This is a genomic window from Catenuloplanes indicus, assembly GCF_030813715.1.
Classification (GTDB): Bacteria; Actinomycetota; Actinomycetes; order Mycobacteriales; family Micromonosporaceae; genus Catenuloplanes; species Catenuloplanes indicus.
In genome coordinates this window covers 8,346,767-8,371,844 of record NZ_JAUSUZ010000001.1, presented here as the reverse complement: position 1 = coordinate 8,371,844, position 25,078 = coordinate 8,346,767, and the positions used below count along the sequence as shown (strand labels likewise).

Annotated in this window: 21 protein-coding genes and 1 pseudogene; 9 read left to right on the top strand and 13 right to left on the bottom strand. The window is 73.3% G+C overall.

Going from position 1 to position 25,078, the window contains the following annotated elements; genetic code table 11:
• Positions 1–22: 22 nt before the first annotated feature.
• From J2S42_RS37580 to J2S42_RS42070, 3 genes and pseudogenes are all read right to left on the bottom strand, one after another.
• Entirely contained in the window at positions 23–778 is a 756-nt protein-coding gene (locus J2S42_RS37580; protein ID WP_307247140.1) for an ArsR/SmtB family transcription factor, read from the bottom strand.
• A gap of 79 nt (positions 779–857) precedes the next feature.
• Positions 858–1,181: an NUDIX hydrolase gene (locus J2S42_RS37575; RefSeq protein ID WP_307247138.1), complete on the bottom strand. Its 324-nt coding sequence runs from the start codon at positions 1,179–1,181 to the stop codon at positions 858–860.
• A gap of 34 nt (positions 1,182–1,215) precedes the next feature.
• A pseudogene (locus J2S42_RS42070) lies at positions 1,216–1,269 on the bottom strand (NUDIX hydrolase); the annotation flags it as partial.
• Between the two features lie 604 nt (positions 1,270–1,873).
• On the opposite strand from J2S42_RS42070, the gene J2S42_RS37570 reads away from it, so the two are divergent.
• The 3 genes from J2S42_RS37570 to J2S42_RS37560 all read left to right on the top strand — a co-directional run bounded on the left by J2S42_RS37570 (position 1,874) and on the right by J2S42_RS37560 (position 4,058).
• A complete protein-coding gene (locus J2S42_RS37570; protein WP_307247136.1) occupies positions 1,874–2,068 on the top strand; it encodes a hypothetical protein in 195 nt (64 codons plus the stop codon).
• Between the two features lie 211 nt (positions 2,069–2,279).
• Positions 2,280–2,777, top strand: a complete 498-nt coding sequence (locus tag J2S42_RS37565; protein WP_307247133.1) for a universal stress protein — start codon at positions 2,280–2,282, stop codon at positions 2,775–2,777.
• Between the two features lie 63 nt (positions 2,778–2,840).
• On the top strand, positions 2,841–4,058 hold the full coding sequence (locus J2S42_RS37560) for an NAD(P)/FAD-dependent oxidoreductase (RefSeq protein ID WP_307247131.1): 1,218 nt from the start codon (positions 2,841–2,843) through the stop codon (positions 4,056–4,058).
• Here the strand turns inward: J2S42_RS37560 and zwf are convergent.
• The gene (gene zwf / locus J2S42_RS37555) at positions 4,029–5,387 is read right to left on the bottom strand and encodes a glucose-6-phosphate dehydrogenase (RefSeq protein ID WP_307247129.1); all 1,359 of its coding nucleotides are present in this window, start codon (positions 5,385–5,387) and stop codon (positions 4,029–4,031) included. The two genes, J2S42_RS37560 and zwf, sit on opposite strands and share 30 nt — an antisense overlap.
• A 115-nt stretch (positions 5,388–5,502) precedes the next feature.
• On the opposite strand from zwf, the gene J2S42_RS37550 reads away from it, so the two are divergent.
• Together J2S42_RS37550 and J2S42_RS37545 are read left to right on the top strand one after the other, a co-directional pair.
• Complete coding sequence (locus tag J2S42_RS37550; RefSeq protein ID WP_307247127.1) at positions 5,503–5,793, top strand: Smr/MutS family protein; 291 nt, start codon at positions 5,503–5,505, stop codon at positions 5,791–5,793.
• 122 nt (positions 5,794–5,915) lie between these two features.
• The gene (locus J2S42_RS37545) at positions 5,916–7,118 is read left to right on the top strand and encodes an acyltransferase family protein (RefSeq protein WP_307247125.1); all 1,203 of its coding nucleotides are present in this window, start codon (positions 5,916–5,918) and stop codon (positions 7,116–7,118) included.
• Between the two features lie 22 nt (positions 7,119–7,140).
• Here J2S42_RS37545 and J2S42_RS37540 read toward each other — a convergent pair whose 3' ends face one another.
• Together J2S42_RS37540 and J2S42_RS37535 are read right to left on the bottom strand one after the other, a co-directional pair.
• A complete protein-coding gene (locus tag J2S42_RS37540; protein WP_307247123.1) occupies positions 7,141–7,824 on the bottom strand; it encodes a response regulator in 684 nt (227 codons plus the stop codon).
• Between the two features lie 37 nt (positions 7,825–7,861).
• A complete protein-coding gene (locus J2S42_RS37535; protein WP_307247121.1) occupies positions 7,862–9,430 on the bottom strand; it encodes a sensor histidine kinase in 1,569 nt (522 codons plus the stop codon).
• Positions 9,431–9,510: 80 nt separating this feature from the next.
• Here J2S42_RS37535 and J2S42_RS37530 point away from each other — a divergent pair, with 80 nt between their 5' ends.
• Positions 9,511–10,872 carry a cation:dicarboxylate symporter family transporter gene (locus J2S42_RS37530; protein WP_307247119.1) on the top strand — a complete coding sequence of 454 codons (1,362 nt, stop codon included), beginning with the start codon at positions 9,511–9,513 and terminating at the stop codon, positions 10,870–10,872.
• A 252-nt stretch (positions 10,873–11,124) separates the two neighbouring features.
• Positions 11,125–12,900 (top strand): GAF domain-containing SpoIIE family protein phosphatase, encoded by a 1,776-nt coding sequence (locus tag J2S42_RS37525; protein WP_307247117.1) that lies wholly within the window; start codon positions 11,125–11,127, stop codon positions 12,898–12,900.
• Between the two features lie 39 nt (positions 12,901–12,939).
• Here the strand turns inward: J2S42_RS37525 and J2S42_RS37520 are convergent, their stop codons facing one another.
• The 6 genes from J2S42_RS37520 to J2S42_RS37495 all read right to left on the bottom strand — a co-directional run bounded on the left by J2S42_RS37520 (position 12,940) and on the right by J2S42_RS37495 (position 23,096).
• Positions 12,940–16,107: an AbfB domain-containing protein gene (locus J2S42_RS37520; RefSeq protein ID WP_307247116.1), complete on the bottom strand. Its 3,168-nt coding sequence runs from the start codon at positions 16,105–16,107 to the stop codon at positions 12,940–12,942.
• A 316-nt stretch (positions 16,108–16,423) separates the two neighbouring features.
• Positions 16,424–17,305 carry an ADP-ribosylglycohydrolase family protein gene (locus J2S42_RS37515; RefSeq protein ID WP_370879340.1) on the bottom strand — a complete coding sequence of 294 codons (882 nt, stop codon included), beginning with the start codon at positions 17,303–17,305 and terminating at the stop codon, positions 16,424–16,426.
• Between the two features lie 315 nt (positions 17,306–17,620).
• Entirely contained in the window at positions 17,621–18,166 is a 546-nt protein-coding gene (locus J2S42_RS37510) for a hypothetical protein (RefSeq protein WP_307247115.1), read from the bottom strand.
• 271 nt (positions 18,167–18,437) lie between these two features.
• Complete coding sequence (locus tag J2S42_RS37505) at positions 18,438–19,286, bottom strand: peptidase (RefSeq protein WP_307247113.1); 849 nt, start codon at positions 19,284–19,286, stop codon at positions 18,438–18,440.
• Positions 19,287–19,288: 2 nt separating this feature from the next.
• Entirely contained in the window at positions 19,289–20,566 is a 1,278-nt protein-coding gene (locus J2S42_RS37500; RefSeq protein ID WP_307247111.1) for a VWA domain-containing protein, read from the bottom strand.
• A 124-nt stretch (positions 20,567–20,690) separates the two neighbouring features.
• Positions 20,691–23,096: a tyrosinase family protein gene (locus J2S42_RS37495; RefSeq protein ID WP_307247109.1), complete on the bottom strand. Its 2,406-nt coding sequence runs from the start codon at positions 23,094–23,096 to the stop codon at positions 20,691–20,693.
• Between the two features lie 216 nt (positions 23,097–23,312).
• On the opposite strand from J2S42_RS37495, the gene J2S42_RS37490 reads away from it, so the two are divergent.
• Positions 23,313–23,945: a putative DNA-mimic protein gene (locus tag J2S42_RS37490; protein ID WP_307247107.1), complete on the top strand. Its 633-nt coding sequence runs from the start codon at positions 23,313–23,315 to the stop codon at positions 23,943–23,945.
• 84 nt (positions 23,946–24,029) lie between these two features.
• Complete coding sequence (locus tag J2S42_RS37485) at positions 24,030–24,398, top strand: sporulation protein (protein WP_307247105.1); 369 nt, start codon at positions 24,030–24,032, stop codon at positions 24,396–24,398.
• 44 nt (positions 24,399–24,442) lie between these two features.
• On the opposite strand, the gene J2S42_RS37480 is transcribed toward J2S42_RS37485, so the two are convergent.
• A complete protein-coding gene (locus J2S42_RS37480) occupies positions 24,443–25,003 on the bottom strand; it encodes a hypothetical protein (protein WP_307247103.1) in 561 nt (186 codons plus the stop codon).
• Positions 25,004–25,078: the final 75 nt, after the last annotated feature.

Here is a 25,078-nt window from a genome sequence, read left to right as displayed (position 1 = left end):
ACGCCGGAAGCGGGAATATCGGTTATCCGTTCGTGCCCGGCCATTCCCACGGCGCCTGCGGCAGCACCTCGCCGGTCTCCAGCAGCGACTTCAGGTTCGCCAGCACGGCCGGCCAGCCCAGCGAGACCGCCGCCCGGTCCTCGTCGGACGGCAGCCGGGTGTGCGTCACGGTCAGCCGCACGATCTCCTGCCACGGCTCGACCTCGAACGTAACCGTGGACGCGCCGTCCGCCACCCGCTCCCCCGGCATCCCGAACGTGATGACCAGCCGGCGCGGCGGCTCGCTCGCCACGACCACGCCGCCGCCGTCCGCGATCCCGGACCCGTCCGTGCGCAGATGCTCCCAGGTGGACCCGGGCTGCCAGTCCGACCGGTTGCTGTGCCCCCAGTACGCCGCCGTGAGGTCGGCATCGGTCAGCGCCGCCCACACCCGCTCCGCGGTGCTGCGGATGTAGGTGACGTACACATAGTCCGGAACCATCGCACGCTCCTTGATCGCTTCCAGCACCGCCAGCCGCGGCTCGTCGAACGCCGCGATCCACCGCCGCCGGATCTCGTTGATCGGCACAGGATTCAGGTAGTGCACCTTCTCCCGCCCCCGCCGCACGGTGCTGATCAGGTTCGCCTCCTCCAGCACCCCGAGATGCTGGGTGGCGGACTGCCGCGCCATGTCGAGGCCGGCACAGAGCTCACCGAGCGTCTGGCCGTCCCGGCCGCGAAGGCTGTCGAGGAGACGGCGACGGGTGGGGTCGGCGAGCGCTTTGAACACCCGATCCATGACCAGCATTATGCAGGCAATCACCTGCATGATGTCAAGCCGCCGCCCGAGGACGGGCGGCGGCGGATCGGGTGGGGAATCAGGCGGTACGGACGACGGCGGCGAAACCGCTCTCGAGGTAGACCGGCGCGGCCGGATCGTCGACCGCGTGCAGGCCGGCGTGCACGCGGCGGGCGAGTCGCGGGATCAGCCGGTCGTCGACGGCCGAGGGCGCGATGAACTCGAAAGTCCTCAACTCCGCCGCGGGCAGGCGGATGCGCGCGATCTCCGCGTCCGTCAGGCGGCCTCCGTCGAAGACGAAGCTCAGTGCGCCGCCCCACGGCGACGCCGGCGGAACCCAGTCGACGCACAGCAACCGGCCGATCGCCGGCTCCTCCAGCCCCCAACTCCTCCCGCAACTCACGCCGGCAGGCGGCCGCGGGCGACTCGTCCGGCTCAATACATCCGCCGGGAATCTCCCAATCTTCCTTATAGGTAGGCTGCACCACCATGATTCTTTTTCCGGGGTCACGAATGATGGCGCCGGCGGACACCCGAACACGAGTCGGGCCCGCAATGAAAGAAAAGTCCGAAGACACGGAAGAACTTCAGACGGGAATCCCGGCAAAAAGTGGGGGCGACACAGGCAATTGAATTGTCGGATCGACGCAGCGACACTGTGCGGGCGGCACCGAACAGAACGATGATCATGGAGGAAGCGTGTGCCGCCTGATGATCTCGCGTTTCGGTCGATTACCCGCCTACGTTCGCGTCCCGCTCATCGTCGCCATTCTCAACATTGCCGTCGCACGGATGGTGAACGAACCGGACGGCACAACGCTGGCCACAGGCATCGCACTCGTAATCCATTTTGCCGCGGAGGCGATAATCGCGGCCCGAAAAGCACGTTCACGAACGCCGGCGGCCGCCGACCCAGCCAATAGCGCCGAGGCAGAACCATACCGGACGCTGTCTGATCTTCCGCCCACACCCCGGCCCTTCTCCCCCAGGGCGAGACCGAGTGGTACCAGGCCCTCACCCTGCTGGCCACGCTCCGCCGCGACGACGACCCGACCGACGTGATCACCACACTCGACGCCCGGCTCAGCTGGGCACGTGGCGTCCTGCTCACCGCACAAGGCCGGCCGGACAGCGCACGGGCCGCTCTCCTCGAACGCGGCCCGCCTCTTCCGCCGCCTGCACGACGGCCGCTCCGCCGCCGTCGTCGAACAACTCCTGGCCGGACTGGACACCGGCCGAGCCAGCGTCGCGCGCTTCGGCCTGGCGCTCGAGGGACGAAACGGGCAGTGACCCACGGCCCGGGACGCTGGGTCGAAGGTCCCGTCACGGATCGATGGAATTCGGGCCTTACCAGAGAGGGGTGTGCTGGCTTACCGTCTGCATGACGACGGAGCGGGAACGGGTGGGCACCCCGTGTCGCTCGATCGTTGTGTCTTGTGATGCGGCACGTCCGCCGGCGCATCGGCGTGGAGGGTGACGGGCGGACGGGACGGAGGGCAGAGTGTTGGCCGACTCGGTGGGTCCGCGTGTCATCGTCGGCGTCTCGCCGTCGCTGACCGGCCTGCGGGCGCTGCGCCTGGCGGTGGCGGAGGCGCGGCGACGTGGCGTGCCGCTGCGGGCGGTGCGCGCCTGGGATCTCGACGGTACGGACGCGGTGTACGTGCGCGGGCGGGACGCGGCCCGGCAGCTGATCCGGGAGTGTTTCGCGGACGCGCTCGGCGGGATGCCGGCGGACGTGCAGATCAATTCCGTGACCGTGCTCGACCGGCCCGGTGCGGCGCTGGTCGACTACGCGCGGGAGGACGACGTGCTGTTCGTCGGGCGGACGCCGCAACGCTGGTGGCGGCGGCTGTTCCGGCGGTCGGTCGCCGGTTACTGCGTGTCGCATGCGGTCTGCCCGGTGCAGGTGGTGCCGCCGGACGCGTTCGCCCGCCAGTGGCAGCGCCGCAACGTCGCCGACGCGATCAGCCGCGAGCTGTCGGAACTGACCAGCGGATGAGGATGACAAGCGGCTGATGAGCTGAGCGAGCGGAACGGGCCGCGCACGGGTAGAACCACAACCATGTCCGAACCTGAATCGATCGTCATCGCCGGCGCCGGGCTTGCCGGCGCGAAGGCCGCCGAGACCCTCCGCTCCGAGGGCTTCGGCGGCCGGATCACGCTGCTCGGCGCCGAACTCCTCCGCCCGTACGAGCGTCCCCCGCTCTCCAAGGGCCTCCTCCTCGGCACCACCGCCCCCGACGAGCCGTTCGTCCACGCCGAGAACTGGTACGCGGACAACGACGTCGACCTGCGCCTCGGCGCGGTCGTCACCGGCATCGACCGGGCCGCCCGCGTCGTGCGCACCGCCTCCGGCGAGGACGTCGGCTACGACCGCCTGCTGCTCGCCACCGGTGCGATGCCGCGCCGCCCGGACCGGGCGGAGACGTTCACCCACACGTTCCGCACCCGCGCGGACTCCGACCATTTCCACGCCGCGATCGAGAAGAACGCCCGCCTGGTCATCGTCGGCGCGGGCTGGATCGGCATGGAGGTCGCGGCCGCGGCCCGGCAGCGCGGCGCGCAGGTGACCGTGGTGACGCCGGACCGGCTGCCGCTGCGCAAGGTGCTCGGCGACACGGTCGCGCAGGTCTTCGCGGACCTGCACCGCGCGCACGGCGTCGAGTTCCGGTTCGGCGCGCACGCCACCGAGATCCTGCCGGACCGGGTGGTCCTCGACGACGGCACGACGCTGCCCGCGGACGCGGTCCTGGTCGCGATCGGCGCCGTACCCAACGATGAACTGGCCGCGGAGGCGGGCCTGGCGACCGGCGACGGTGTGCACGTGAACGCCCTGCACACCACGAGCGACCCGATGATCTTCGCGGCCGGCGACGTGGCCGCGGTCGACCACCCGCTGCTCGGCGCGCGCGTCCGGGTCGAGCACTGGGCGAACGCGCTGGACTCAGGCCCGGCCGCGGCCCGCGCGATGCTGGGCCGCGGCACGCCGTGGGACCGGCTGCCGTTCTTCTTCACCGACCAGTTCGACCTGGGCATGGAGTACGCCGGCTGGGTCCCGCCCGGCGTCGAGACCCGGGTGGTGGTCCGCGGTGACCTGACCGCGCGCGAGGCGATCGTGTTCTGGCTGGCCGGCGACCGGGTGGCCGCCGGCATGAACCTGAACGTCTGGGACGTGCAGGACCAGATCCAGGACCTGATCCGCGCCGGGCTGGCCGGCCGGAAGGTCGACCTGGACCGGCTGTCCGACGAGTCAGTCCCGCTGACGGACCTGACCCGATAGCGGGTGCCACCCGCCGGTCGGCCGCGTGCCGGCCGTCTCCGGGCCCCAGCTGCCCCGCTCGTACGGGCGGGGCAGCACGCTGCCGTCCAGCACCGGCGCCACGATCCGCCACTCCTCAAGGATCGTCTCCTCGGACGCGAACCGGTCCTGCCGCCCGTCCAGCGCGTCGTCGATCAACCGCTCGTACGCCTCCCGCCGCGGTCCGAGCACACTGCCGAAGTCCACGTCCAGCGGCACCGGGCGGGCCGCGACCGTACCCCCGGGCTCCTTGACGTTGATCGTCAGACCGAGGCCGTCGCCGCGGCCGAGACGCAGCCGCAGAAGATTCGGCGCGGCGCCGGGCAGCGCCGACGTCGCGGGCCGCAGCGTCACCACGACCTCGGTCGCGGTCGCGCCGAGGTGCTTGCCGGCCCGGAGGTGGAACGGCACACCGGCCCAGCGGCGGGTGTCGATCCGCAGCGTGGACGCCACGAACGTCTCGGTCGTCGAGACCGGTGCGACGCCCGGTTCGTCCGCGTAGCCGGCGTACTGGCCGAAGACCGTCGCGGCCGGCGTCAACGGCCGCATCCGGCGCAGCACGTGCAGTTCCTCGGCCTTGCCGCCCGGCTCCATCGCGAGCAGCGCCGCCACCTGCAGTACGTGGTTCTGCAGCACGTCGCGGACCGCGCCGCTGCGGTCGTAGAACCCGGCGCGCCCCTGCGTGCCGAACTCCTCGGCCAGCGTGATCTGCACGTTGTCGATGTGCTCGCGGCTCCAGACCGGTTCCAGCAGCCGGTTGCCGAATCGCACCGCGGTGATCCCTTCGACCGCCTCCTTGCCCAGGTAGTGGTCGATCCGGAAGATCCGCTCCGGGTCGAACGCACCGCGCAGCGTGACCGCGAGCGCGGTCGCGGACGCGAGGTCGTGCCCGAACGGCTTCTCCACGATCACCCGCCCGCGCGCCGCGAGCCCGGACCCGGTCAGCCCGCCGACCACGTCCGGGAACACCGCGGGCGGGATCGCGAGATAGAACAGCGGCCGCCGCGCCGGTCCCAGAGCGGCGCTGACCTGGGCGTAGGTCGCGGGCGAACCGTACGAACCGGAGATCATCGTCAGCCGGCTCGCGAGCGCGCCGAACGCGTCCTCGTCCACCACGTCGACCGCCTCGGTGACCGCCTTCCGCACGGTCCGGACGAGCTGCTCGTGATCCCACGCCGACCGGGCGACGCCGATGACCGGCATGTCCAGGCGGCCGCGGCGGGTCAGCTCGTAGAGAGCGGGGATCAGCTTCTTCGCGGCGAGGTCGCCGGTCACACCGAAGAGCACGACGGCGTCCGCACGTCCATCCATTGCCGGGTCACCCCATAAGGTCTGTCAGGAAAGCTCTACAGACCCGCCAACCCCAGCATGATCGTCCGGATTTCCGGGCCGGGGTGAGACGTGGGCGACAGCTATCATCGACGTCGTGAAGCTGAAGTTGGACCTGCACGACATCTTCAACAAGGGGCACGAGATCGACCGCGCGCTGCGGGACATCATCGACGAGGCGATCCAGAAGAAGGCCGCGACCGTCGAGATCATCCCCGGCAAGGGCAGCGGCGCGCTGAAGAAGAAGGTCCTCCGCTTCCTCGACCAGCGCGACATCAAGCAGCTCTACCACCGGGTGGAGAAGGACGGCGACAACTGGGGCCGACTGTTCGTGCACTTCAAGCACGACGTCTCCACCGGCCGCCGGGGCCGGGGCCGGGGCCGCTGAGCAGCCCCTCGGGCAAGTAAGAGTCGCGCGACGGCCCGTTCGGTTGTAGGTACCCGGGCATGTAAAAGCTAACAGTGCGCAGCACGTGTCATCGGGCTCTCGGGTGACGATGATGGGTCGCTATGCGCCGAATTCCCGTTCTCGATGCTCTCCGACTGCTGGCCGCCCTGGCCGTGGCCCTTTACCACTACACGACGTTCTGGGCGGTGGACGGAACGCACAGCCCGGCGCACTACCTGCCGTCGGCCAGCCGCGTGACCGTGTACGGATTCCTCGGCGTCGAGGTGTTCTTCATGATCAGCGGCTTCGTGATCGGGATGAGCAGCTGGGGCAAGCGGCTCGGTGACTACGCGGCGTCCCGGGTGGCGCGGCTCTACCCGGCGTACTGGGTATGCATCGCGATCACGCTCGCACTGACCACGCTGCTGCCGGTCAAGGGCGGGTGGATCCCGGTGTACGACTCGTTCACCTGGGTGGACATCGGCCTCAACCTGACGATGCTGCAGCATCCGCTGGGCGCGCCGTCGGTCGACAACGTCTACTGGACGCTCTGGACCGAGCTGCGGTTCTACCTGCTGTGGGCGCTGGTGGTGGGCCGTGGCGTCACGTACCGGCGGGCGGTGCTGTTCTGCGTGGCCTGGATGACCGCGGCGGTGCTCGCGGTGCCCATCGCCAACCCGGTGGTCACCATGCTGACCATGCCGGAGTACGCCGGTTACTTCTGCGCCGGCATCCTCTTCTACCTGGTCCGCCGGTTCGGCCCGTCCCCGCTGCTGTGGGCCATGCTCGGCTTCACCTGGCTGATCAACCTGCACAGCCTCAACGACCGCGTACAGCTCAACCCCGGCTGGGACGTGCCGCTGTGGCCGGCCGTCCTGATCATCTCGCTGGTCTATCTGGTGCTGATCGCTATCGCGCTCGGCGGGGCGGACCGCATCGACTGGCGCTGGCTGACCGTGGCGGGTGCGCTCACCTATCCGTACTATCTGCTGCACCAGCGGATCGGCTACATCCTCCTCCGGCACGGCGTGGTCGACGCCGGTCTCCCGCTGGAGTTCCTGGTGCCGGCCACCATGGCGCTGATGCTGATCCCCGCGTGGCTGGTGCACCGCTTCGTCGAGCGCCGCTTCGGCCCGGCGCTGCGCTCCGCGTTGCTGCGCGGCGTCGACGAGATCCGCCGGCACCACCCGGACGAGCCGGCCCGCGTGGCACTGCCCCGGACCGGCACCCACCACGAGCCGATGACCGTGGTCGCGCCCACCGACGCGCGCCGCACCCTGGTGACCGCCGCGGCCGTGCCGGACGCGCGCAGCGGCGGCGACTGACCAGCCGGACCGCGTGCGCGCCTCACGACGGCCGGTACTCCACCTCGGGCCGGCCCGGTCCCCCGTAGCGCGGGGCGCGCACCACCCGGCCCGTCCCGGCGAGGTATTCCAGGTAGCGACGGGCCGTGACGCGGGAGACGCCGGTGCGGGAGGCGATCTCCGCGGCCGAGAGGCCGCCGGTGGCGGGCAGGGTACGCAGAGCGGCCAGCACCAGGTCGAGGGTCGCCGCGTCCAGGCCCTTGGGAAGGGAGTCGGCGGGCGTGCCGCGGAGCGCGGCGAAGACCCGGTCGATCTCGTGCTGGGCCGCGACCTGACCGTCACCGTGCAGCCGACGGTGGTACTCGGCATATCGCTCCAGCTTGTCCCGGAACCCCGCGAACGTGAACGGTTTCAGCAGGTAGTGCGCTACGCCGAGCGCGGCGGCGGAACGGACCATCGCCAGGTCGCGCGCCGACGTGACGGCCAGCACGTCCGTCGGGCTGCCGGCGGCCCGCAGCGCCCGGACGATCTCCAGACCGTGCAGATCCGGCAGGTGGAGATCCAGCAGGACCAGGTCGACGCCGCTGGCGCGGAGCGCGGCCAGCGCGGCACGCCCGGTGTGCGCCACGCCGGTCACCTCGAAACCCTCGACCCGCCGGGTGTACGCCGCGTGCGCCTCCGCGATCAGCGGCTCGTCGTCGACGACCAGTACCCGGATCGCGCTCATGCCGGCCGTCCCGGGACCGGGGCCGGCACCGGAGCGCTCATCCGCCGGCCACCGGCAGCCGGACCGTGATGACCGCGCCGCCGCCGGGGCCGGCCGCGGCCGACGCGGTGCCGCTGTGCCGTTCCGCGACCTGCCGGACCAGCGCCAGCCCGAGGCCGCGGCCCTCCCGCTTGGTGGTCCAGCCGCGCCGGAACGCGGCCGCGGCCTCCTCGGCCGTCATCCCCGGGCCGGTGTCGGAGACGCGCACCAGCACCTCGGCCGGCTCCTCGGTGATCAGCACGGTGACCCGGCGCGGCACCGGGTGCCCGGCGACCGCCTCGAGCGCGTTGTCGACCAGGTTGCCGACCACGGTGAGCAGGTCCCGGCTCGGCAGCCGCGCACTGTCCAGCCTGGACGCCGGGTCGACCACCAGCTCGACGCCGCGCTCGGCGGCCTGCGCGGACTTGCCGAGCAGCAGCGCGGCCAGCGCCGGTTCCGCGACCGCACCGACGACCTGGTCGGTGAGCTGCTGGGCGAGTTGCAGTTCGGCGGTGGCGAGCCGGACCGCCTCGTCGGCCCGGCCGAGCTCGACCATGGTGAGCACGGTGTGCAGCCGGTTCGCGGCCTCGTGCGCCTGCGCGCGCAGCGCCTCGGTCAGGCCGCGTACCGAGTCCAGCTCACCGGCGAGCGCGCGCAGCTCGGTGTGGTCGCGCAGGGTCAGGACCGTGCCGAGCGTGCGGCCCTCGAACCGGGTCACCCGCTGGTTCGCGACCAGCACCCGGTCGCCGGCCAGCACCGGCACGTCCGCGGCCGGTTCCGCCGCGGTCAGCAGCTCCGCGACCTCGGCCGGCAGCGACAGTGCGGACACCGGCACGTCGTCGGGCAGGCCGAGCAGCCGTCGGCCCTCGTCGTTGATCAGCGCGACGCGGCCGTCCCGGCCGACCACCAGCAGGCCCTCGCGGACCGAGTGCAGGACCGCGTCGTAGTACTCGTACATCCGGCGCATCTCGGCCGGGCCGAGCCCGTGCGTCTGCCGCCGCAGCCGGTTGGAGAGCAGCCAGGCGCCGAGGGCGGCCAGCGCGAGCGCGAGCACGGTGGCCAGCAGCACGGCCGGGAGCTGGTTGCGCAGCCGGCGGTTGATCTCGTCGGTGGTGATGCCGACCGAGACCAGCCCGGTGATCGCGCCGGTCTCGTCGCGGACCGGCACGACCGTGCGCACGGACCGGCCGAGGCTGCCGGTGGTCGTCTCCACCACCACGCCGCCGTGCAGCGCCGCGTCGATCGAGCCGACGAACGCGCCCTCGATCAGCGACGGGTTCGGATGCGTGTAGCGGGTGCGGTCCGGCGCCATCACCACGATGAAGTCGGTGCCGGTCGCGACGCGCACGCTCTCCGCGTACGGCTGCAGGGTGGTCGTGGGATCGTCGGCGCGCAGCGCCGTGACCACCAGCGGTGAGCGGGCGATCGTCTCGGCGACGGCGGTGACCTCCTCGACGGCCGCGTGCTGCGCGTCCTGCGCCGCGAGCGCGACCGTGCCCACGGTCCCGGCCGTGACCAGTAACGTCACGACCAGCACCTGCAGCACGAACAGCTCGCGCGCGATGCTCCAGCGGCGGATGATCGGCATGTTTCGGTTCCGGGTCCTCGCGATGAACAGAATGAACGCAATCGTGCCTTGCGGGTGAGACACAGGCCACAGTCTGCGGCATGAGCGTCACGGAGAACACAGCGCCTGCGCGGCGGTCGGGCGGCCGCACCCATTTCCTCTACATCGCCGTCATCGTCGCCGTGCTGCTCGGCATCGCGGTCGGCTTCATCTGGCCGGAGACCGCGAAGGCCCTGGCGCCGCTCGGCACCGGCTTCGTCAACCTGATCAAGATGATGATCGGGCCGGTCATCTTCTGCACCATCGTGCTCGGCATCGGGTCGATCCGGAAGGCCGCGTCGGTCGGCAAGGTCGGCGGCCTGGCCCTCGGTTACTTCCTCGCGATGTCCACGGTGGCGCTGGCGATCGGCCTGGTGGTCGGCAATATCGTGCACCCGGGCCAGGGCATGCAGCTGAGCGAGTCGATCGCGGCCGCGGGCCAGAAGGCGGCCGGGAACGCGCCGCACCAGAGCACGTCGGAGTTCCTGCTCGGGATCATCCCGCACACGCTGGTCTCGTCGCTGACCGAGGGCCTGGTGCTGCAGACGCTGCTGGTGGCGTTGCTGGTCGGGTTCGCGGTGCAGTCGATGGGCAGCCGCGGCGAGCCGGTCCTGCGCGCGATCGAGCTGATCCAGCGCCTGGTCTTCAAGATCCTCGCGATGATCATGTGGCTGGCCCCGGTCGGTGCGTTCGGCGCGATCGCCGCGGTGGTCGGTGCGACCGGCATGGACGCGCTGAAGAGCCTGGCCCAGATCATGATCGGCTTCTACGTCACCTGCGCGATCTTCGTGTTCGTGATCCTCGGCCTGATCCTCAAGCTGGTCTCCGGTGTGAACATCTTCAGCCTGCTCAAGTACCTCGGCCGCGAGTTCCTGCTGATCGTGTCCACGTCGTCGTCGGAGTCCGCGCTGCCGCGGCTGATCGCGAAGATGCAGCACGCCGGGATCAGCAAGTCGGTCGTCGGCATCACGGTCCCGACCGGCTACTCGTTCAACCTGGACGGCACCGCGATCTATCTGACCATGGCGTCGCTGTTCATCGCGGCCGCGATGGGCGACCCGCTGAGCGTCGGGGAGCAGATCTCGCTGCTGCTCTTCATGATCATCGCTTCCAAGGGCGCGGCCGGCATCACCGGCGCCGGCCTGGCCACGCTGGCCGGCGGCCTGTCCAGCCACCGTCCCGACCTGGTCGACGGCGTCGGCCTGATCGTCGGCATCGACCGGTTCATGTCCGAGGCCCGCGCGCTGACCAACTTCGCCGGCAACGCGGTCGCCACGGTCCTGGTCGGCACTTGGACCCGGGAGATCGACAAGGAGCGCCTGGCCGCGGTGCTGTCCGGCCGCGAACCGTTCGACGAGGCCACCATGCTGGACGAGGAGGAGGAGGAGACGCACACGCCGGAGCCCGCAGCCCCGCGCGCGTGACTCGCCCCCATCCGTGGGCGCCGCCGGACTCCCCCCGTCCGGCGGCGCCCGCCTGTCCGTCGCCCACCTGTCCGGCGCCCACCTGTCCGGCGCCCGCCGGTCCGGCGCCCGGCGTGATCGAATCGGCATCGTCCGCGCTCGCGGTCCGGGGCCGGCGGTCGTCATAATGTCCGGCGTGCCGGGCTGCGACGAACGTCCCCGAGGCGGTGCCGCGAGCGTGACGAGGCGGCCCGCCCGGCGCGTGGTGTGCGCGTGACCGAGCCGTTCCCGGAGCGGTCCGGCGTGCTGTCGCTCACCGCCCGGCTCGAGGCGCTGACCCGCACCGGGCTGGACGCGGTCGCGGACGCGACGTTCGACCGGTTCGCGGAGATGGTCCGCACGGTGCTGCGCGTGCCGGTCGCGCTGGTGTCGCTGGTCGGCGACGACCGGCAGTTCTTCCCGGGTGCCTGCGGGCTCGGCGATCCGTGGGCCGCGCAGCGGCAGACGCCGCTGTCGCACTCGTTCTGCCAGCACGTGGTCGCCGCCTCCGAGCCGCTCGTGGTGGTCGACGCGCGGACCGACCCGCGCGTGCGCGGCAACCTCGCGATCGAGGACCTCGGCGTGATCGGGTACGCGGGCATGCCGCTGACCGACGCGGACGGCCAGGTCCTCGGCTCGCTGTGCGCGATCGACCACGAGCCGCGGGACTGGACCGACGCCGAGCTGGCACTGCTGGCCGACCTCGCCGCGGCCTGCTCGGACAGTCTGCGTCTGCGCATCACCGCCTACTGGGCACGCCGGCACGAGCAGCGCGCGGCCGCCGCCTTCGACCGCAACCTGCTGCTGTTACGCGCCAGCACGGCGCTGGCCGGCGCGGATTCCCTGGACGGCCTGGTGGACGCGGTCCACGAGCTGATCGCGGACGTGCTCGACCCGGCGTACGTCGGCGTCTCCGTCATCGGGCCGGGCCGGCACCTGACGCTGGCGTCCGCCCGGCTGCTGCCGTCCCGGATCGCCGACCGGTGGGCGCGGTATCCGTCGGCCTCGTCCACCCCGACCGCGCTCGCGGTGCGTACCGGCCGCCCGGTCGTGCTGCCGGACCCGGTCGCGGTCGCGGCCGAGACACCGGACGCGCTGGCCACGTTCGCGGAGATGGGCTGGCAGTCCGCGGTCAGCGTGCCGCTGCCAGGTCCGGCCGGTCCGGTGGGGGCGCTGACGTTCACCTGGGACCGGCCGTACGCACCGGATGACGCCGGCCAGGCGGTGCTGGTCGCGCTGGCCGGTTACACCGCGCAGGCGCTGGTCCGGGTGACCGCGCTCGACGACCGGCGCACGGCCGCCGCGACCATGCAGAAGGCCCTGCTCACGCCGCTGCCCGCGCACGACCACCTGCGGATGGCGGCACGGTACGTCCCCGCGCACCACGAGGACCACGTCGGCGGCGACTGGTACGACGCGATCAGTCTGGGCGAGGAGCGCCTGGCACTGGTGATCGGCGACGTGGCCGGGCACAGCATCGGGGCGGCCGCGGCGATGAGCCAGTACCGCAGCATGATGCGCACGCTGCTGGTCGACCGGGACGAGCCGCCGTCCGCGCTGCTGCGCCGACTGGAACACACCAGCCGATCGCTCGGCCACCCGGAACTGACCACCGTGCTGGTCGCGCACCTCGATCCGGCGCCGGCCGGCGGGCACGTGCTGACCTGGGCGAACGCGGGGCATCCGCCGCCGCTGGTGGTGCTGCCCGACGGTGGCGTCGACCTGCTCGACGGGCACGACCCGCTGATCGGCGCCGCCCGGCGCACCTCGCGCCGCAACCACACCCGGTACCTGCCGCCCGGCACGACGCTGGTGCTCTACACGGACGGCCTGGTCGAGACACGGACCGCCACGCTCGACGACGGCCTCGACGTCGTGCGCGACCTGCTGCGCCGAGAGCACCGCGCCGGGCCGGACACACTGGCCGACCTGCTGATCCGGCACGGCCCGGTGGTCACCGGCGAGGACGACGTCGCGCTGCTGATCGTCGCCACACCACCGCACCCGTGACGCCGGGGGTACGTACGCCCCCGGCGGTCACCCGGCCACTCAGCCGACCGGGTCGGTGAGCACCCAGAGCATCGACGCGGCGGAGTTGCGGTCGATCTGCGTGATGTAGAGCCCGGAGTCACGTACCCGGAGGAAGTATTCCGGGAAGTTGTGCGACCGCAGCATGACCGCGCCGCCCGCCTGCTGCAGGCAGAACGTGGCGTCCGCCTTGAACAGCGCGGAGCCGTCGTCGCCGTCGGCCCGCACCCGGTAGTCGAAGTGCCGCAGGTAGCGGCCGTCCGGCGTGCGCAGCGACACGCAGCCCGCGTTCGCCAGGCCGGGTACCAGCTGTAACGAGGTGCCCGAGCCGCGCTCCACGGTCACGCTGCCGCCGCTGACCCGCACGTACCGGTCGGAGCCGGCCGTCCGCAGTGACCGCAGGTCGGCGGTGGTCCCGCCGCCGGGCGGCGCGGCCGGTGACGGCGGCGCCGCGGACGGCGTCCTCGACGGTGACGGCTTCGCGGCGGCCGACGGGCTCGGCGACGGCGACACGGACGGCGACGGCGAGGGCGAGGCGGATGCCGACGGCGACGCGGACGCCGACGCGAACGTCTCCACCACCGGCGGCACCGCGTACTGCGCCGCGCCGGACGGCGCCGCGATCGGCGTGAGCGTCTCCTCGTCACCGCCGATCACGCTGTTGATGATCAGCCCGGCCGTGGTGCTCAGCGCGACCACGGCCGCGATCCCGGCGAGCGCCAGCGCCTTCTTCGACCGCCCGGTGTGCTCCGGCTCCTCCGCGTCGCGGAGCGGCACGATCGCGCCGGCGTCGTCGTCACCGTCACCACCGGACGGCGGCGGAATGTGCCGCGACGCGGTCTGCGGCGGCACGAACTGGTCGCCGGGCAGGATCACGCCGGCCAGCACGCCGGTGTCGCCGGCATCCCGGTCGTCGGCCGGCACCCGCGGGATGACCGCGGTCGTGTCCGCGTCCGCCCCGCGCTGCTTCGGGATCGCCACGGTACCCGCGCCGCTCTGCTTCCCCGGCGGCACCTCACGCTGGTGCGCCCCCTTGGCCGGCGCACCACCGGACACGGCCGGCAGCATCGCGGTCGGCGCGTCCGTGGCCGGGATCCGGGTCGGCGCGCCCGTCCACGTCGGCGCCTCGTCGGCCGCCCCCGGCTCGGCGGACGCGGCCGGCCCGACGATCCGGGTCGGCGTGCCGCGCCACGTGGGCGGCTCCTCCGGCGCCCGCTTGCCACCGATCATCGGCAGCGCGGCCGTGCCATCGGCCTTCCCGGCCACGACACCGGAAGAGCCCGCCACGGTACGGCCGGCGGCCGCACCGGCCGCGCCGGCGACGCCCGCCGAACCCGTCTGCCGGGAATCCCCTCCGCCTGCGCTGCCCGCGGTCCCCGGGGTCGCGGTGTGCCGCGCGCCGGCGGAACCGGCGCCGCCTGCCGAACCCGGCTGCCGGGAATCCTGTCCGGCGGTGCTGCCCGCGGTTCCCGGCGTCGCGGTGTGCCGCCCGCCGGCCGGGCCATCGGCACCGGCCGCGCCACCGGCGCCCGCCGAGGCCGACTGCCGCGAACCGGCCTGTCCAGCCACGCTGCCCGCTCCCGGCGTCCCGGTGTGCCGCCCGCCGGCGGGACCAGCAACTCCGGCGACACCCGGCTGCCGGGAATCCTGCCCGCCAGAGCTGCCCGCAGCCCCCGGCGCCCCGGTGCGCCGCCCACCAGCCGCTCCGGCGACGTCCGGCGAAGCCGCCTGCCGGGAGTCCTGTCCGGCGGCACCACCCGGGTACCGCGAGGCAGACGAATCGGCGTCACGCGATTCCGCGGATGCCCTGCTGCCGTCGGCGGCACGTCGTGCGGCGGCGGCCTCCGCCACGTTTCGGACGCCCGCGCCACCGCGCGACGCGGTCGGCTCCGCACGCCGCGCGGTCCCGGTGGTCGTCGCCTCCGGCCGCCCGGAGCCTGGCGATCCCGCCCGGCCGGTGCCCGCCGGGACATCGCCGGTCTCTCCGGCACCCCGGCCGGTACCCGCCGTGACCGCACCGGCACCCCGGCCGGTACCCGCGGTGACGGCACCGGCCGCACCGGCGGCCCGGCCCGCACCCGCCGCGGCGGCGGCCGCACCCGCGGCCGTGCCCGCACCCGCCACAGCGGCGCCGGTCGCTCCGGCGGCCGCGGCTGCCGCGATGGCCGTGATGTCGGCGGTCGGCCCGGCCGAGACTTCACCCGATCGGGTGGTTCCCGCGCCCGGCGTCGCCGCCACGCCACCGGCCGCGGCGGCCGCGGCGGCGGCCGTGCCGGGGGCACCGGCCCAGCCGGCCGAGTAGGCGCCGGGGCGGCCCGGTGCCGGGCCGTTCGGGCCGGTGGTGGCCGCGCGGACCGGGGTGACCGGCGGCGTGCCGCCGAGCATCGGGTTGGTGCGCGCGGCGTCCGGCGGGACCAGGCCGTCCGTGGCGAGCGCGCCGACCAGTGCGGCCGGGACCGGGACGAGCGGCTGCTCGCCGAGCAGCCGGACCAGTTCCGGCAGGCCGGCGATCGCGGTGCCGCAGACCGGGCAGTCACCGACGTGCAGGCCGAGGCCGCGGCGCCAGGCCGGTGCGGGCAGGTGGTCCCAGCCGTCGGTGAGCGCGGCCAGCTCGGGGCAGCCGGGCTGGGCGCGCAGCGCGCCGACCAGCGCACGGGCCTGCTCCCACTGCTCGCGGAGCAGGGCGACCCGGCCGGTGACGTGGTCCGGCGGCATGCGCAGCGCGTCCGCCATCTCGGCGCGGGTGAGCAGGCCGGCGGCCTCCAGCCACCACAGCGCCAGCACCACGGAGTGCTCGCCGTCGATCCAGCGGGTGGCCTCGTCCAGCTCCCGGCGCCGGCCGGTGAGCTTGTGCTGGACGACACAGAGGCTGACGAAGTCCGCGGACGGGGCCGCGGGCCCGCCGTCGAGCGCGGTGGCGGCGCCGGTCCCGGCGGCCTGGACACCCGCGATCTCACGGACCGTACACGCGAGCAACCACCCGCGGAAGCGGTCCGGGTCGCGCAGCTGCGCCAGCTCGCGGGCGGCGCGCGCGAACGTGCGGCGCACCGCGTGCTCGATGTCGGCGTGAACGCGCAGCGCACGGCCCGCGACGTTGTAGACCAGGGGCAGATGGAGCGCGTTCAGCTCCGCAAGCGCTCGACGGTCCCCCACCCGGGCCGCAACAACGAGGTCGATACCCTCGGTCACTTTGGCTTCCCACCGCTCTTTTAAGAATTGCTTAATTCGGCACAGCGCCCCAGACCGTACCGAACGAATCTTCTTCGGAAAAGACCGGGGAAGCAGTTCGGTCATCGATTTCCGGTACGGCCACGGCCACTGCGGACGGTCGATTCTGCCCCAGTGCCCGCCCGGCCGGCGCCGGGGTCCGCCTACTGTGATCTTCCTGGTCGCACGCGGTGTGCCGGAAATTTCGCCCTATGACGGCATCAACGGGCGTTGCCGCTGGTCACAAGCGGTAACCAGCGGAAACGACCGGCACATCGAAAATAACGGAGGGTACGCGTCAGGAAACGTTTAGCGCATAGGACGGCAACGGCTCCCGCCGTGCCAGCCACTCCTCCGGAATTCCGTCACGCCCCGTATATGACGCCACAATCCCGCCCACGATCGCCGCGGTGGTGTCGACGTCTCCGCCGGCCTCCACGCACGCCATGATCGCGGCCGGGAAGTCGTGCAGATGCGTGACGGCGGCCCACAGCGCGAACGGCACCGTATCCGGCGCCAGCACCTGCGATCCGTTCCCCAGCTCGTACGCCGCCTCGGCCACGCTCACACCGAGTAGCCGCCGGGCCCGCCCCACGCCCGCGGCCACCTGGCTCTCCACCAGAAGACCGTGCACCGCGTCGAGCAGGTCCGCGGGCGCGGGCCGGTCACGCACCGTGCGCGCCCAGCCGGCCTCGGCCGCCGCGACCGCCACGGCCACCGCACCGAGGATCGCCTCCGGATGCGCGTGCGTGATCTCGGCCGACCGCAGCGCCTCCCGCGCCGCGGTCCGCGAATCCCCGGCGTGGAACGCGCCGAGCGGCGCCACCCGCATCGCCGCCCCGTTGCCCATCGACCCCTGGCCGCCGAACGCGGCCGGTGCCAGTTCCCGCCACGACGCGCCCTCGCGCAGCTGCCGCAGCAGCACGACCGCACCCCCGCCGTACCCGCGATAGGGTTCGAAGTGCTCGGCGAACAGCGCCGCCAGCTCGTCCTGGTCGATCGGCCGGCCGGGCCGCAGCGCGGCCGTGACCGAGCAGGCCATCTCGGTGTCGTCGGTCCAGGGCCACGGCCCGTCCGGAAGCCTTCCCGGGTTGGTGCCCGGAACGAAGAACTGCGCGCCCAGCGCGTCACCCACCGACAGACCGTCCAGGCTGTCCCTACAGATGTCAATCATCGTCATGCTGCCCGCCATCATGCCAGACCACGGCCTCCGCGGGCGCTCAGCTCAGTGGAGCTCCATCACGATCGGCCGATGCGCACAGGCCGTGCAGGTGAGCAGGTACATCACGCCCGTACGCCCGACGATCACGCCCGAGGGCTCCTGCGCGCGCAGAATCCGGATATGCCCCTTCCGGCTGGTCGGCGGGCGCCTCCTCCACCGGGACCCACCGTCGCCACGTGGTGCGGGCCAGACCGGTGAACTCCGGGAACTTCGCCTCGATGTCGAGCGGTGGCGGAGGGGCCGTCAGCCTTATGGCGGCACGCTGGCGTCAACCTACGACATTTTCGGGCCGGGTGGGGCGAGCGGGGAGAACGAGCGCTTCGGTGCGCGCGGTGAGTAGCGGCGGGCCGGTGGCGGGCCCGGCGGGGCAGGGCGGGTGGCGCGCGGGCGACGCAGGGCACGCCAGGAGCGCGCCGCGAGTGCGGCGAGCCGTGCGGAGACAACGGCCACCGGGGTACGCGGTGACGCCGCCCCGCACGTGCAGACCGGCCGGGTCGCCGAGGCAGCCGAGGGCGGACCGGGCGCGGGTGACGGCTGTGCCGGGGCAGGCCGGGCCGGCGGCACGAACGGCCGCCGGGCGCCTGACCCGGCCGTGCGCGACATCCGCCCCGGGCTCGACCGGACCCGGCGCCCGGCACGCGGGCCCACGGCGCGGCGGTGGATCAGGTACATCGCGCCGGCCCCGGCCGCGACGCCGGTGACGAGTGCGAGGAACAGCATCGTGGTCGGGCCGAAGACGATCTGGCCGAGGACCGCACCGGCGGCCCAGCGCGCGGTCCACGCCCCCGCCGACGACCAGGTGAGCGCTTCGATCTTCATCCCGACCTCCCGCGACGGCCCGCACCGCCGGGCCGCATGCCCGGGAATCGATGCGATCAAACACGCGGAGTCGGGTCGTCACCACTCAGGGTCGCTCATCGCGGGCGGGAACCCGTACCCCTGATGGTGTTTTTCGCTCTGGACGACGGACGGCCGGGCCCGGCGAGGAAGGTACCGGGCCCGGCCGTTCTCTCCCCCTGGGGGCAGGGAGACCGGCGCGGGCGTGGGGGCTGGCCGCGCACGCGCCGGTCCGCGGGGGATCAGGAGGGCATCAGGGACGGACGCGCGGGCGGCGGGTCAACGCGAAGCCGACCACGCCCGCGATCGCGGCGAGCACGCCACCGCCGGCGGTCCAGAACCAGCGTGCGGAGAACTTCGGCAGGTCCGGGAGCCAGTCCCAGCTCCAGGTCCAGCTCTCGGTGTCCTCGTCGTCCGCGGCGCCGAGCGGCTGGCCGGACGGCGCGGCGGACGGCTGGGCGTTGACCGTCCCGGCCCGGGTCACCGGGTCGAGCGGCGCGGCCAGCTCGCCGTCGTCCGCGGACGTGCCCGCGTTGGTCGCGCCGACCAGCAGCGAGACCTTCGCGGACTGGCCGAGGTCCTTCTCCGGCAGGTCCGTGATGGACAGCCGGACGTAGTAGGTGCCGGGCAGCGGGTCGCCGGACCACGGTTCGGCCCAGGATCGCACCCGGCGCAGCGAGCAGCGCAGCTCGACCGCGGCGTCCGCGGTCTTCGCGACCGGGCTCTGCACGCCGTCCACGCACGCCTGGCGGCGGCGCAGCCCGTCGAAGACCTCGATCGTCCAGGCCTGGTCGCCGGTACGGTCCGCGGCCGGCGGCAGCGTGACCGTGGCCTCGATGTCGTGCACCTGCCCGGCCCGCGCGGCGAACGCCCAGTAGAGGTACTCGCCGGTGGCCGCGTCCACCTCGACCGGCTGCCCGGCCTCGATCTCGGTCGCGGTCAGGAAGCTGGTGCCGGCCTTGGTGACCGTCCGCGCGCCCGGTGACGGCGTGACGCCGCCGTCCGGCGTGGGCGTGGCCGGTGCGGCCTGCGCGGGCACGGCCGCGCCGAACAGCAGGCCGCCGATGACCACGGCGCCGCTGAGGTGACGGGAAAGACGCATGATCAGTTCCTCCACGTGGCGACCCACCAGCGGGTCAGCCAGCCGGCGAGCAGGCCGGCGACGAGGCCGGAGACGGTGAGCACGAGCAGCAGCAGGAAGCCGCGGCCGAGGCCGGGCGCGTCCGGCGCGGGCGAGGCGTCGACCACGTCGATGCTCAGCTCGATCGGCATGCCGGGCGTGTTCGCGGCGTTGGCCGCACCGGCACCGGGCGCGAACGAGTTGCTGACCACGAGGCAGACGACGCGCTCCGCGTCGGCGTCCTCGGTCTCCTCGGAGTCCAGCGCGCCGGAGTAGCGCAGACCCGTGGAGAGCACGTCGGTCCGCCCACTGCCCGCGTCCGTACCGCGGACCAGCTCACGGCCGTCCGTGGCGGTCGCACGCAGCAGCACGCCGTAGTCGCGCTGCAGCGGCCGGTCCAGCGCCAGGCTGACGGACGCGCGCAGCTCCTGGTCCTCCGCGACGACGACGCGGTAGTACCGGTGCTCCTCGAACTTCTCCCGGTCGGTGTAGATGCCGGCGGTCAGCGTCGGCGCGCCCTCGCACGCGTCCGTGCCGGCGACCGCGACCGGCGGGGCCGCGGCCGGTACGTCGGTGGCGCGCTCGACCAGCTGCGTGATCCGGTCGGTCAGCTCGTTCGGCGTGGTCGCGGCCGTGTAGGTGCCGCCGGTCGCGGTCGCGATGCAGACCAGCTGCTGCCGCACCTTCTCGTCCGGCGCCAGGCCGAGCGTGTCCACCACCAGGTTGGTGCCCTGCGCGGCCAGCTCGCGGGCGACCTCGCACGGGTCCGGCGGCGCGCAGGTGTCCTCGCCGTCGGTGATCAGAATGATGTGCCGGGTGGAGCCGCCGGTGCCGAGGTCCTCGGCCGCGCCGCGCAGCGCCAGGCCGACCGGGGTGAAGCCGGTGGGCTGCAGCGAGGCGATCGCGTTCTTCGCGGCGACCCGGTTGATCGGGCCGACCTTCACCAGCTGCTGGCTGTCCTTGCAGCCCTCCGCCTTGTCGTCGCCGCCGTAGGTGGCGCCGAGCACGCGGATGCCCAGCTGGGTGGTCTCCGGCACCGCGTCGACGACCGTGTTGAACGCGTCCTTGGCGACGGACATGCGGGTGCGGCCGTCGATGTCGGCGGCCTCCATGGACCCGCTGACGTCGAGGACCAGTTCGACCTTGGCCGGTTCGGCGGGTGGTGCGGTCTCGGTCTCGTCGGCGAGCGCGGCGGACGGTGCGACCGCGACGATGCCGACCAGGCCGAGAACGGCCACTATGGACGCTCTTCTGTGGATCACCGGCGCGATGGTAGTGAGCACGCTTCGGACCGAAGCGACCACCCACTTCACATTCACGAGCGTCTAGCGGGTACGTGAACGTTCTTCCTGGTCACCGCACCGCCACGACACCGCAGCGGATCGATCACGGTGCGTAGAAGACGCTCACCCTGCCCACCCGCACCGCCGGGACCGCCCCGGCCGCCGACACCGCGTCCGGCTCCGCCAGCGTCAGCGGCCGGAACGACACCGTGACGCCGGTGCCGTGCGCCGCCGCCCAGTCCGTGATGTCGAACGTACGCCGGAACCCGTGCGGCGTGTCCCCGCGCGGCCCGGTGTGCTCGATGCCGAAGAACGACACGTTCCCCACGTAGTGCGGCACCGCGCGGGCGTCGCCGATCGGGCGGACGAACACCTCGTACACCAGCGCCGGGTTGGCCTCCGCCTCGATGTCCTCAAGATTGAGGAAGGCCCGGGGCGCGCTCACCGACTCCACCAGGACCGGCACGTCCACGGCCGCGGCCCGGCCGGCCAGCTCGACCGGCCGGTCGGAGGCACCGGCAAGCTCCAGCGCGGGCACCGCGGCCGCCTCGGCGACCATGGCCTCGGCCGCGGCCGGCGCGAGACCGACGCCGTCCTGGTACACGTAGCCCAGGTCCCGGTCGGTGTCCAGCAGCGCCGCCGTGGTCGTGGTGACCCGGTTGCCGGACGCGTCCCGGAACACCCACGACTGGTTGCGCCACGCCGCGTCGGACGGGTTCGCGCGGCCGCCGCCCTGGCGCAGCCACACCGTCCACAGCCGGTCCACGTTCGCGTGGTGCAGCCAGAAGACCGGGTCGAGCGCGGCCTGGTTCGGGTCGCCCATCAGCCCGCCGATCAGCGAGTGCACGTCGTTGTGCGGCGTGAACTCCAGCTCGCCGTACGCGTTGAAGAAGTGCTGCGGGCTCGTCCGCCCGCCGCCGAAGCCCGGCGTGAACGCGGTGGCGCGCATCGCGTTCGCACTGCCGGTCGCGGACGCGGGCAGGCGCCCGCCCGCGTTGAGCCCGGCCGCGCGCTGCGCCACGAACAGCGGGTTCGGCGTGCCGTCCGGCAGCGTCCGCTCCCGGAACGCCGGTGGCAGCGCGGCCCGCGCCTGCGTCGAGTAGTCCCAGTACGGCAGCGCCCAGTCGGCCGGCCCGCCCTGCCGGATCACCTCCGCGCGCACGATCCGCTCGAACCAGTACAGGTAGCCGCGGTGCCAGGGCAGGAAGTGCCAGCTGCCGTGCTGGCACAGGTTCCAGTCCGCACCGGACGGCGTGGACCCGTTCCGCCCGTGCACCGCCGCCTGGTACGCCCAGCTCGCCGGGTCGGAGATCGGCCGGGACTGCATCGCCCGCACCGCGCGCGCGTAGTGCAGCAGGATCGGGTCCCAGGTGGGTAGGTCCCAGGCGTCCCGGCGCACCCGCACGGTACGGAACGTGCCGTCGCCCGCGTTCGGCGTGGTCCACACGCCGTCCTCGCCGAACCCGATCAGGTCCGCGCGCCCGTCCCCGGTCAGGTCCACCGCGAAGCGCGGATGCCGGTCGACGCGCCAGCCACCGGCCCGCTGGCCGAAACCGGTCAGCACCGGGGCCGGCGTGGCGAACGTACCGTCGCCGTTGCTCCGGGCGATCCGGACGCCCGCGTCGCCGAAGCCGACGATGTCCGCGCGGCCGTCGCCGGTCACGTCCGCGAGCAGCCGCGGGTGCCGGTCCAGCAGCCAGCCACCGGCGCCGATCGCGAAGTCGTCCAGCACCCGCCGAGCCGGGCCGAAGCCGCCCGCGCCGTCGTTGAGCGCGACCCAGACGCCGTCCTCGCCGAAGCCCACGATGTCCGGCCGGCCGTCGCCGGTCACGTCCGCCAGCACCCGCTCGTGCCGGGTGGTGCGCCAGCCGCCCGCGTCGAAGCCGAACGCGGCCAGCACCAGCTTCGGCGGCGCGAACGTGCCGTCGCCGTTGCCCTGCGCCACCACCACGCCCTCGTCGCCGAACGCCACGATGTCCGCGCGGCCGTCGGCGGTCAGGTCGGTGACGAACCGCGGGTGCCGCTCGACCAGCCAGCCGCCCGCCTCGGTCGCGAGGTCGGCCAGCACCAGGCGCGGCGCGGTGAACGTGCCGTCGCCGTTGCCGAGCGCGGTGACCACGCCGTCGTCGCCGAACCCGACCAGGTCGGCGCGGCCGTCGCCGGTCAGGTCCACGGCGAACCGCGGGTTGCGCTCCACCCGCCAGCCACCGGCGGTGTAGCCCAGGTCCGGCACGACCAGCCGGGCCGCGGCGAACGTGCCGTCGCCGTTGTTCCGCGCGACGGTCACACCGTCGTCACCGAACCCGACGACGTCCGGCCGGCCGTCGCCGGTCAGGTCCGCGAACAGGCGCGGATGCCGGTCCGCCCGCCAGCCGGCCGCGTAGCCGAACGCGGCCAGCGCCAGCCGGGGCACGCCGAACGCACCGCCGCCCGCGGCCGGCGCGGTGTGCAGGCCGGCCTCGCCGAAACCGGCGATGTCCGCGCGGCCGTCGCCGGTCAGGTCGATCATGAATCGAGGATGCCGGTCGGTCCGCCAACCGCCCCCCGCGTGGAAGCCCGTCATCACCCGCTGCATCGCAGGCCCCCTCCGTGCCGTGAAAGTCCCAGCTTCGTCCCGGCGGACCGTCCGATGCGGCCGGTTGTCGCGCTTCGGACAACGCCGTCACCCTGCGTACGCACGGACCCGGTGAACCACGCTGATCGACACGGGCGGTAACGTGCCGGCGTGGGTGTAGCGATCTCGGTGGGTGTGCTGTCCGGTGTGACCGACGCGGAGGAGCGGGCCACCCTGGCCGGCGGGCTGGAGACGCTGCGCGTCGCGCTCGCGGCCGAGGGGATCACCTGGTCCGAGCCGGAGACGCCACCGGTGCCGCGCGACTCGCACGCGCTCGGCAGCCTCTCCTACTCGATGCTCGCCTACCTGCGGCGGGTCCTCGCGCTGATCGACGCGGGCCGGGACGTCACGCCCGCGCGCGGGCCGGCCGAGCTGGACCGCGACCGCCAGGTCGTCGACGACGAGACCATGATGTTCTCCTCGCACCTGCTCTGCCACTCCGACTCGGCCGGCTACTACGTCCCGGTCGACTTCCCGGAACCGCTGTTCCTCGACGACCACCCGGGCCTGGCCGGTGGCGGCATGGTCGGCTCCAGCCACGGCCTGCGCGCGGAGCTGCGCCGCTGCGCGCCCGCGCTCGGCATCACGCTCGCGGTGGACGGCTCGCTGCCCGCGGACGAGGCGCACCGGATCGGTCACGTCGACGACGACGCGGACTACGCCATCGAGATCACCGTGTGGTTCACGCTCTGGGATGCCTGCCGCGCCAGCATCACCGGTGGTCACGCGATCGTGTTCCACTAGAGGCCCGCACAGCCTCCGTTCAGACGCGCCTGGTTTCCTGCTGTCCGACGATCCACCACGGACAGGAAGGCGAACGTTGTTCAGGTGCAGGAGCGGATCCTGGACGCGTTCGCCCGGCTCGACTTCGGCTTCGTCGCCGCGGACCTGGAGCGCGGCCGGCTCAGCGGCGTGGCCCAGACGCTGCCGTCCTACCAGGAGATCGAGTTCCGCGCGGCGCCGCGGTACGCGCACGGCGACGCGGACCGGGTGGACTTCACCGCGGTCGTGGACGGCTGGATGCGCGAGGCCGCCGCGCGGATGCCGGCCACCGGCGGCCACCACTACGCGGAGCATCACGAGGACGACGGGCCAGGCTGGGGCGGCGTCGCGCTCGGCGCGGCCGGCGGTCTCGCCGCGGGCCTGGTCGCCGACGAGGTGTTCGAGGAGATCTTCGAGGACGAGGAAGAGGACTGATCGACGGTACGGCCGGGAGCGCGCGCTCCCGGCCGTACCGTTGCCTAGACCGACAGTCCGACCGCGTTGGCCCCGCCGCGCCCGATCGCGAGCCACTGACCCGCCTTCGCGCACGTCACCGACGCCCACGCGGCCGTCGACGCCCGGCTGTTGCCGCAGAGGCCGCTGCCGCTCGTCTTGACCTGCAGCGTGTCCAGCCGGACGCCGCCGTTCGCCGACCCGGCGACCAGCACGGTCCGGTCGCTGACGCAGGTCTGCACCGGCGCCGACTGGATCGTGATCTTCATGCAGAGCGTCCCGACGCCGTTCGCCGTGATCGCCACCGCCTTCGCCTTCCTGGTGGTGCCGGCCGCGCCCGCGGTCACCCGCGCGCCCTTCTTCCCGCACCGCCAGCCCTGCCATCCGGTCTTGTCCACCTGGATGTTCACGCAGATGCTCTTACCGCTGGTGAGGTCGCGCAGGCTGGCGCCGCTCGGCTCAGGCGCACGCACCCCGCCCAGCGACACCTGCGACCCCTTGGCCATCGCGACGCCCGGCGCCGCACCGACTACCAGCCCAGAAAGGGACAGCGCGAGCGCCGCCCACGCCACGTAGTTACGCTTCATGGCCGACATTATGCAGATATTTCCCGTAAATTCGGGCAGCTAACTGACGCGCCGCGCCGTCCCGAAGATCGAAAC

Coding starts and splice junctions, on each gene's coding strand:
- J2S42_RS37580 (WP_307247140.1), bottom strand. CDS start 778: ATGGATCGGGTGTTCAAAGCGCTCGCCGACCCCACCCGTCGCCGTCTC.
- J2S42_RS37560 (WP_307247131.1), top strand. CDS start 2,841: ATGTCCGAACCTGAATCGATCGTCATCGCCGGCGCCGGGCTTGCCGGC.
- zwf (WP_307247129.1), bottom strand. CDS start 5,387: ATGGATGGACGTGCGGACGCCGTCGTGCTCTTCGGTGTGACCGGCGAC.
- J2S42_RS37545 (WP_307247125.1), top strand. CDS start 5,916: ATGCGCCGAATTCCCGTTCTCGATGCTCTCCGACTGCTGGCCGCCCTG.
- J2S42_RS37540 (WP_307247123.1), bottom strand. CDS start 7,824: ATGAGCGCGATCCGGGTACTGGTCGTCGACGACGAGCCGCTGATCGCG.
- J2S42_RS37535 (WP_307247121.1), bottom strand. CDS start 9,430: ATGCCGATCATCCGCCGCTGGAGCATCGCGCGCGAGCTGTTCGTGCTG.
- J2S42_RS37530 (WP_307247119.1), top strand. CDS start 9,511: ATGAGCGTCACGGAGAACACAGCGCCTGCGCGGCGGTCGGGCGGCCGC.
- J2S42_RS37515 (WP_370879340.1), bottom strand. CDS start 17,305: ATGACGATGATTGACATCTGTAGGGACAGCCTGGACGGTCTGTCGGTG.
- J2S42_RS37510 (WP_307247115.1), bottom strand. CDS start 18,166: ATGAAGATCGAAGCGCTCACCTGGTCGTCGGCGGGGGCGTGGACCGCG.
- J2S42_RS37505 (WP_307247113.1), bottom strand. CDS start 19,286: ATGCGTCTTTCCCGTCACCTCAGCGGCGCCGTGGTCATCGGCGGCCTG.
- J2S42_RS37495 (WP_307247109.1), bottom strand. CDS start 23,096: ATGATCGACCTGACCGGCGACGGCCGCGCGGACATCGCCGGTTTCGGC.
- J2S42_RS37480 (WP_307247103.1), bottom strand. CDS start 25,003: ATGAAGCGTAACTACGTGGCGTGGGCGGCGCTCGCGCTGTCCCTTTCT.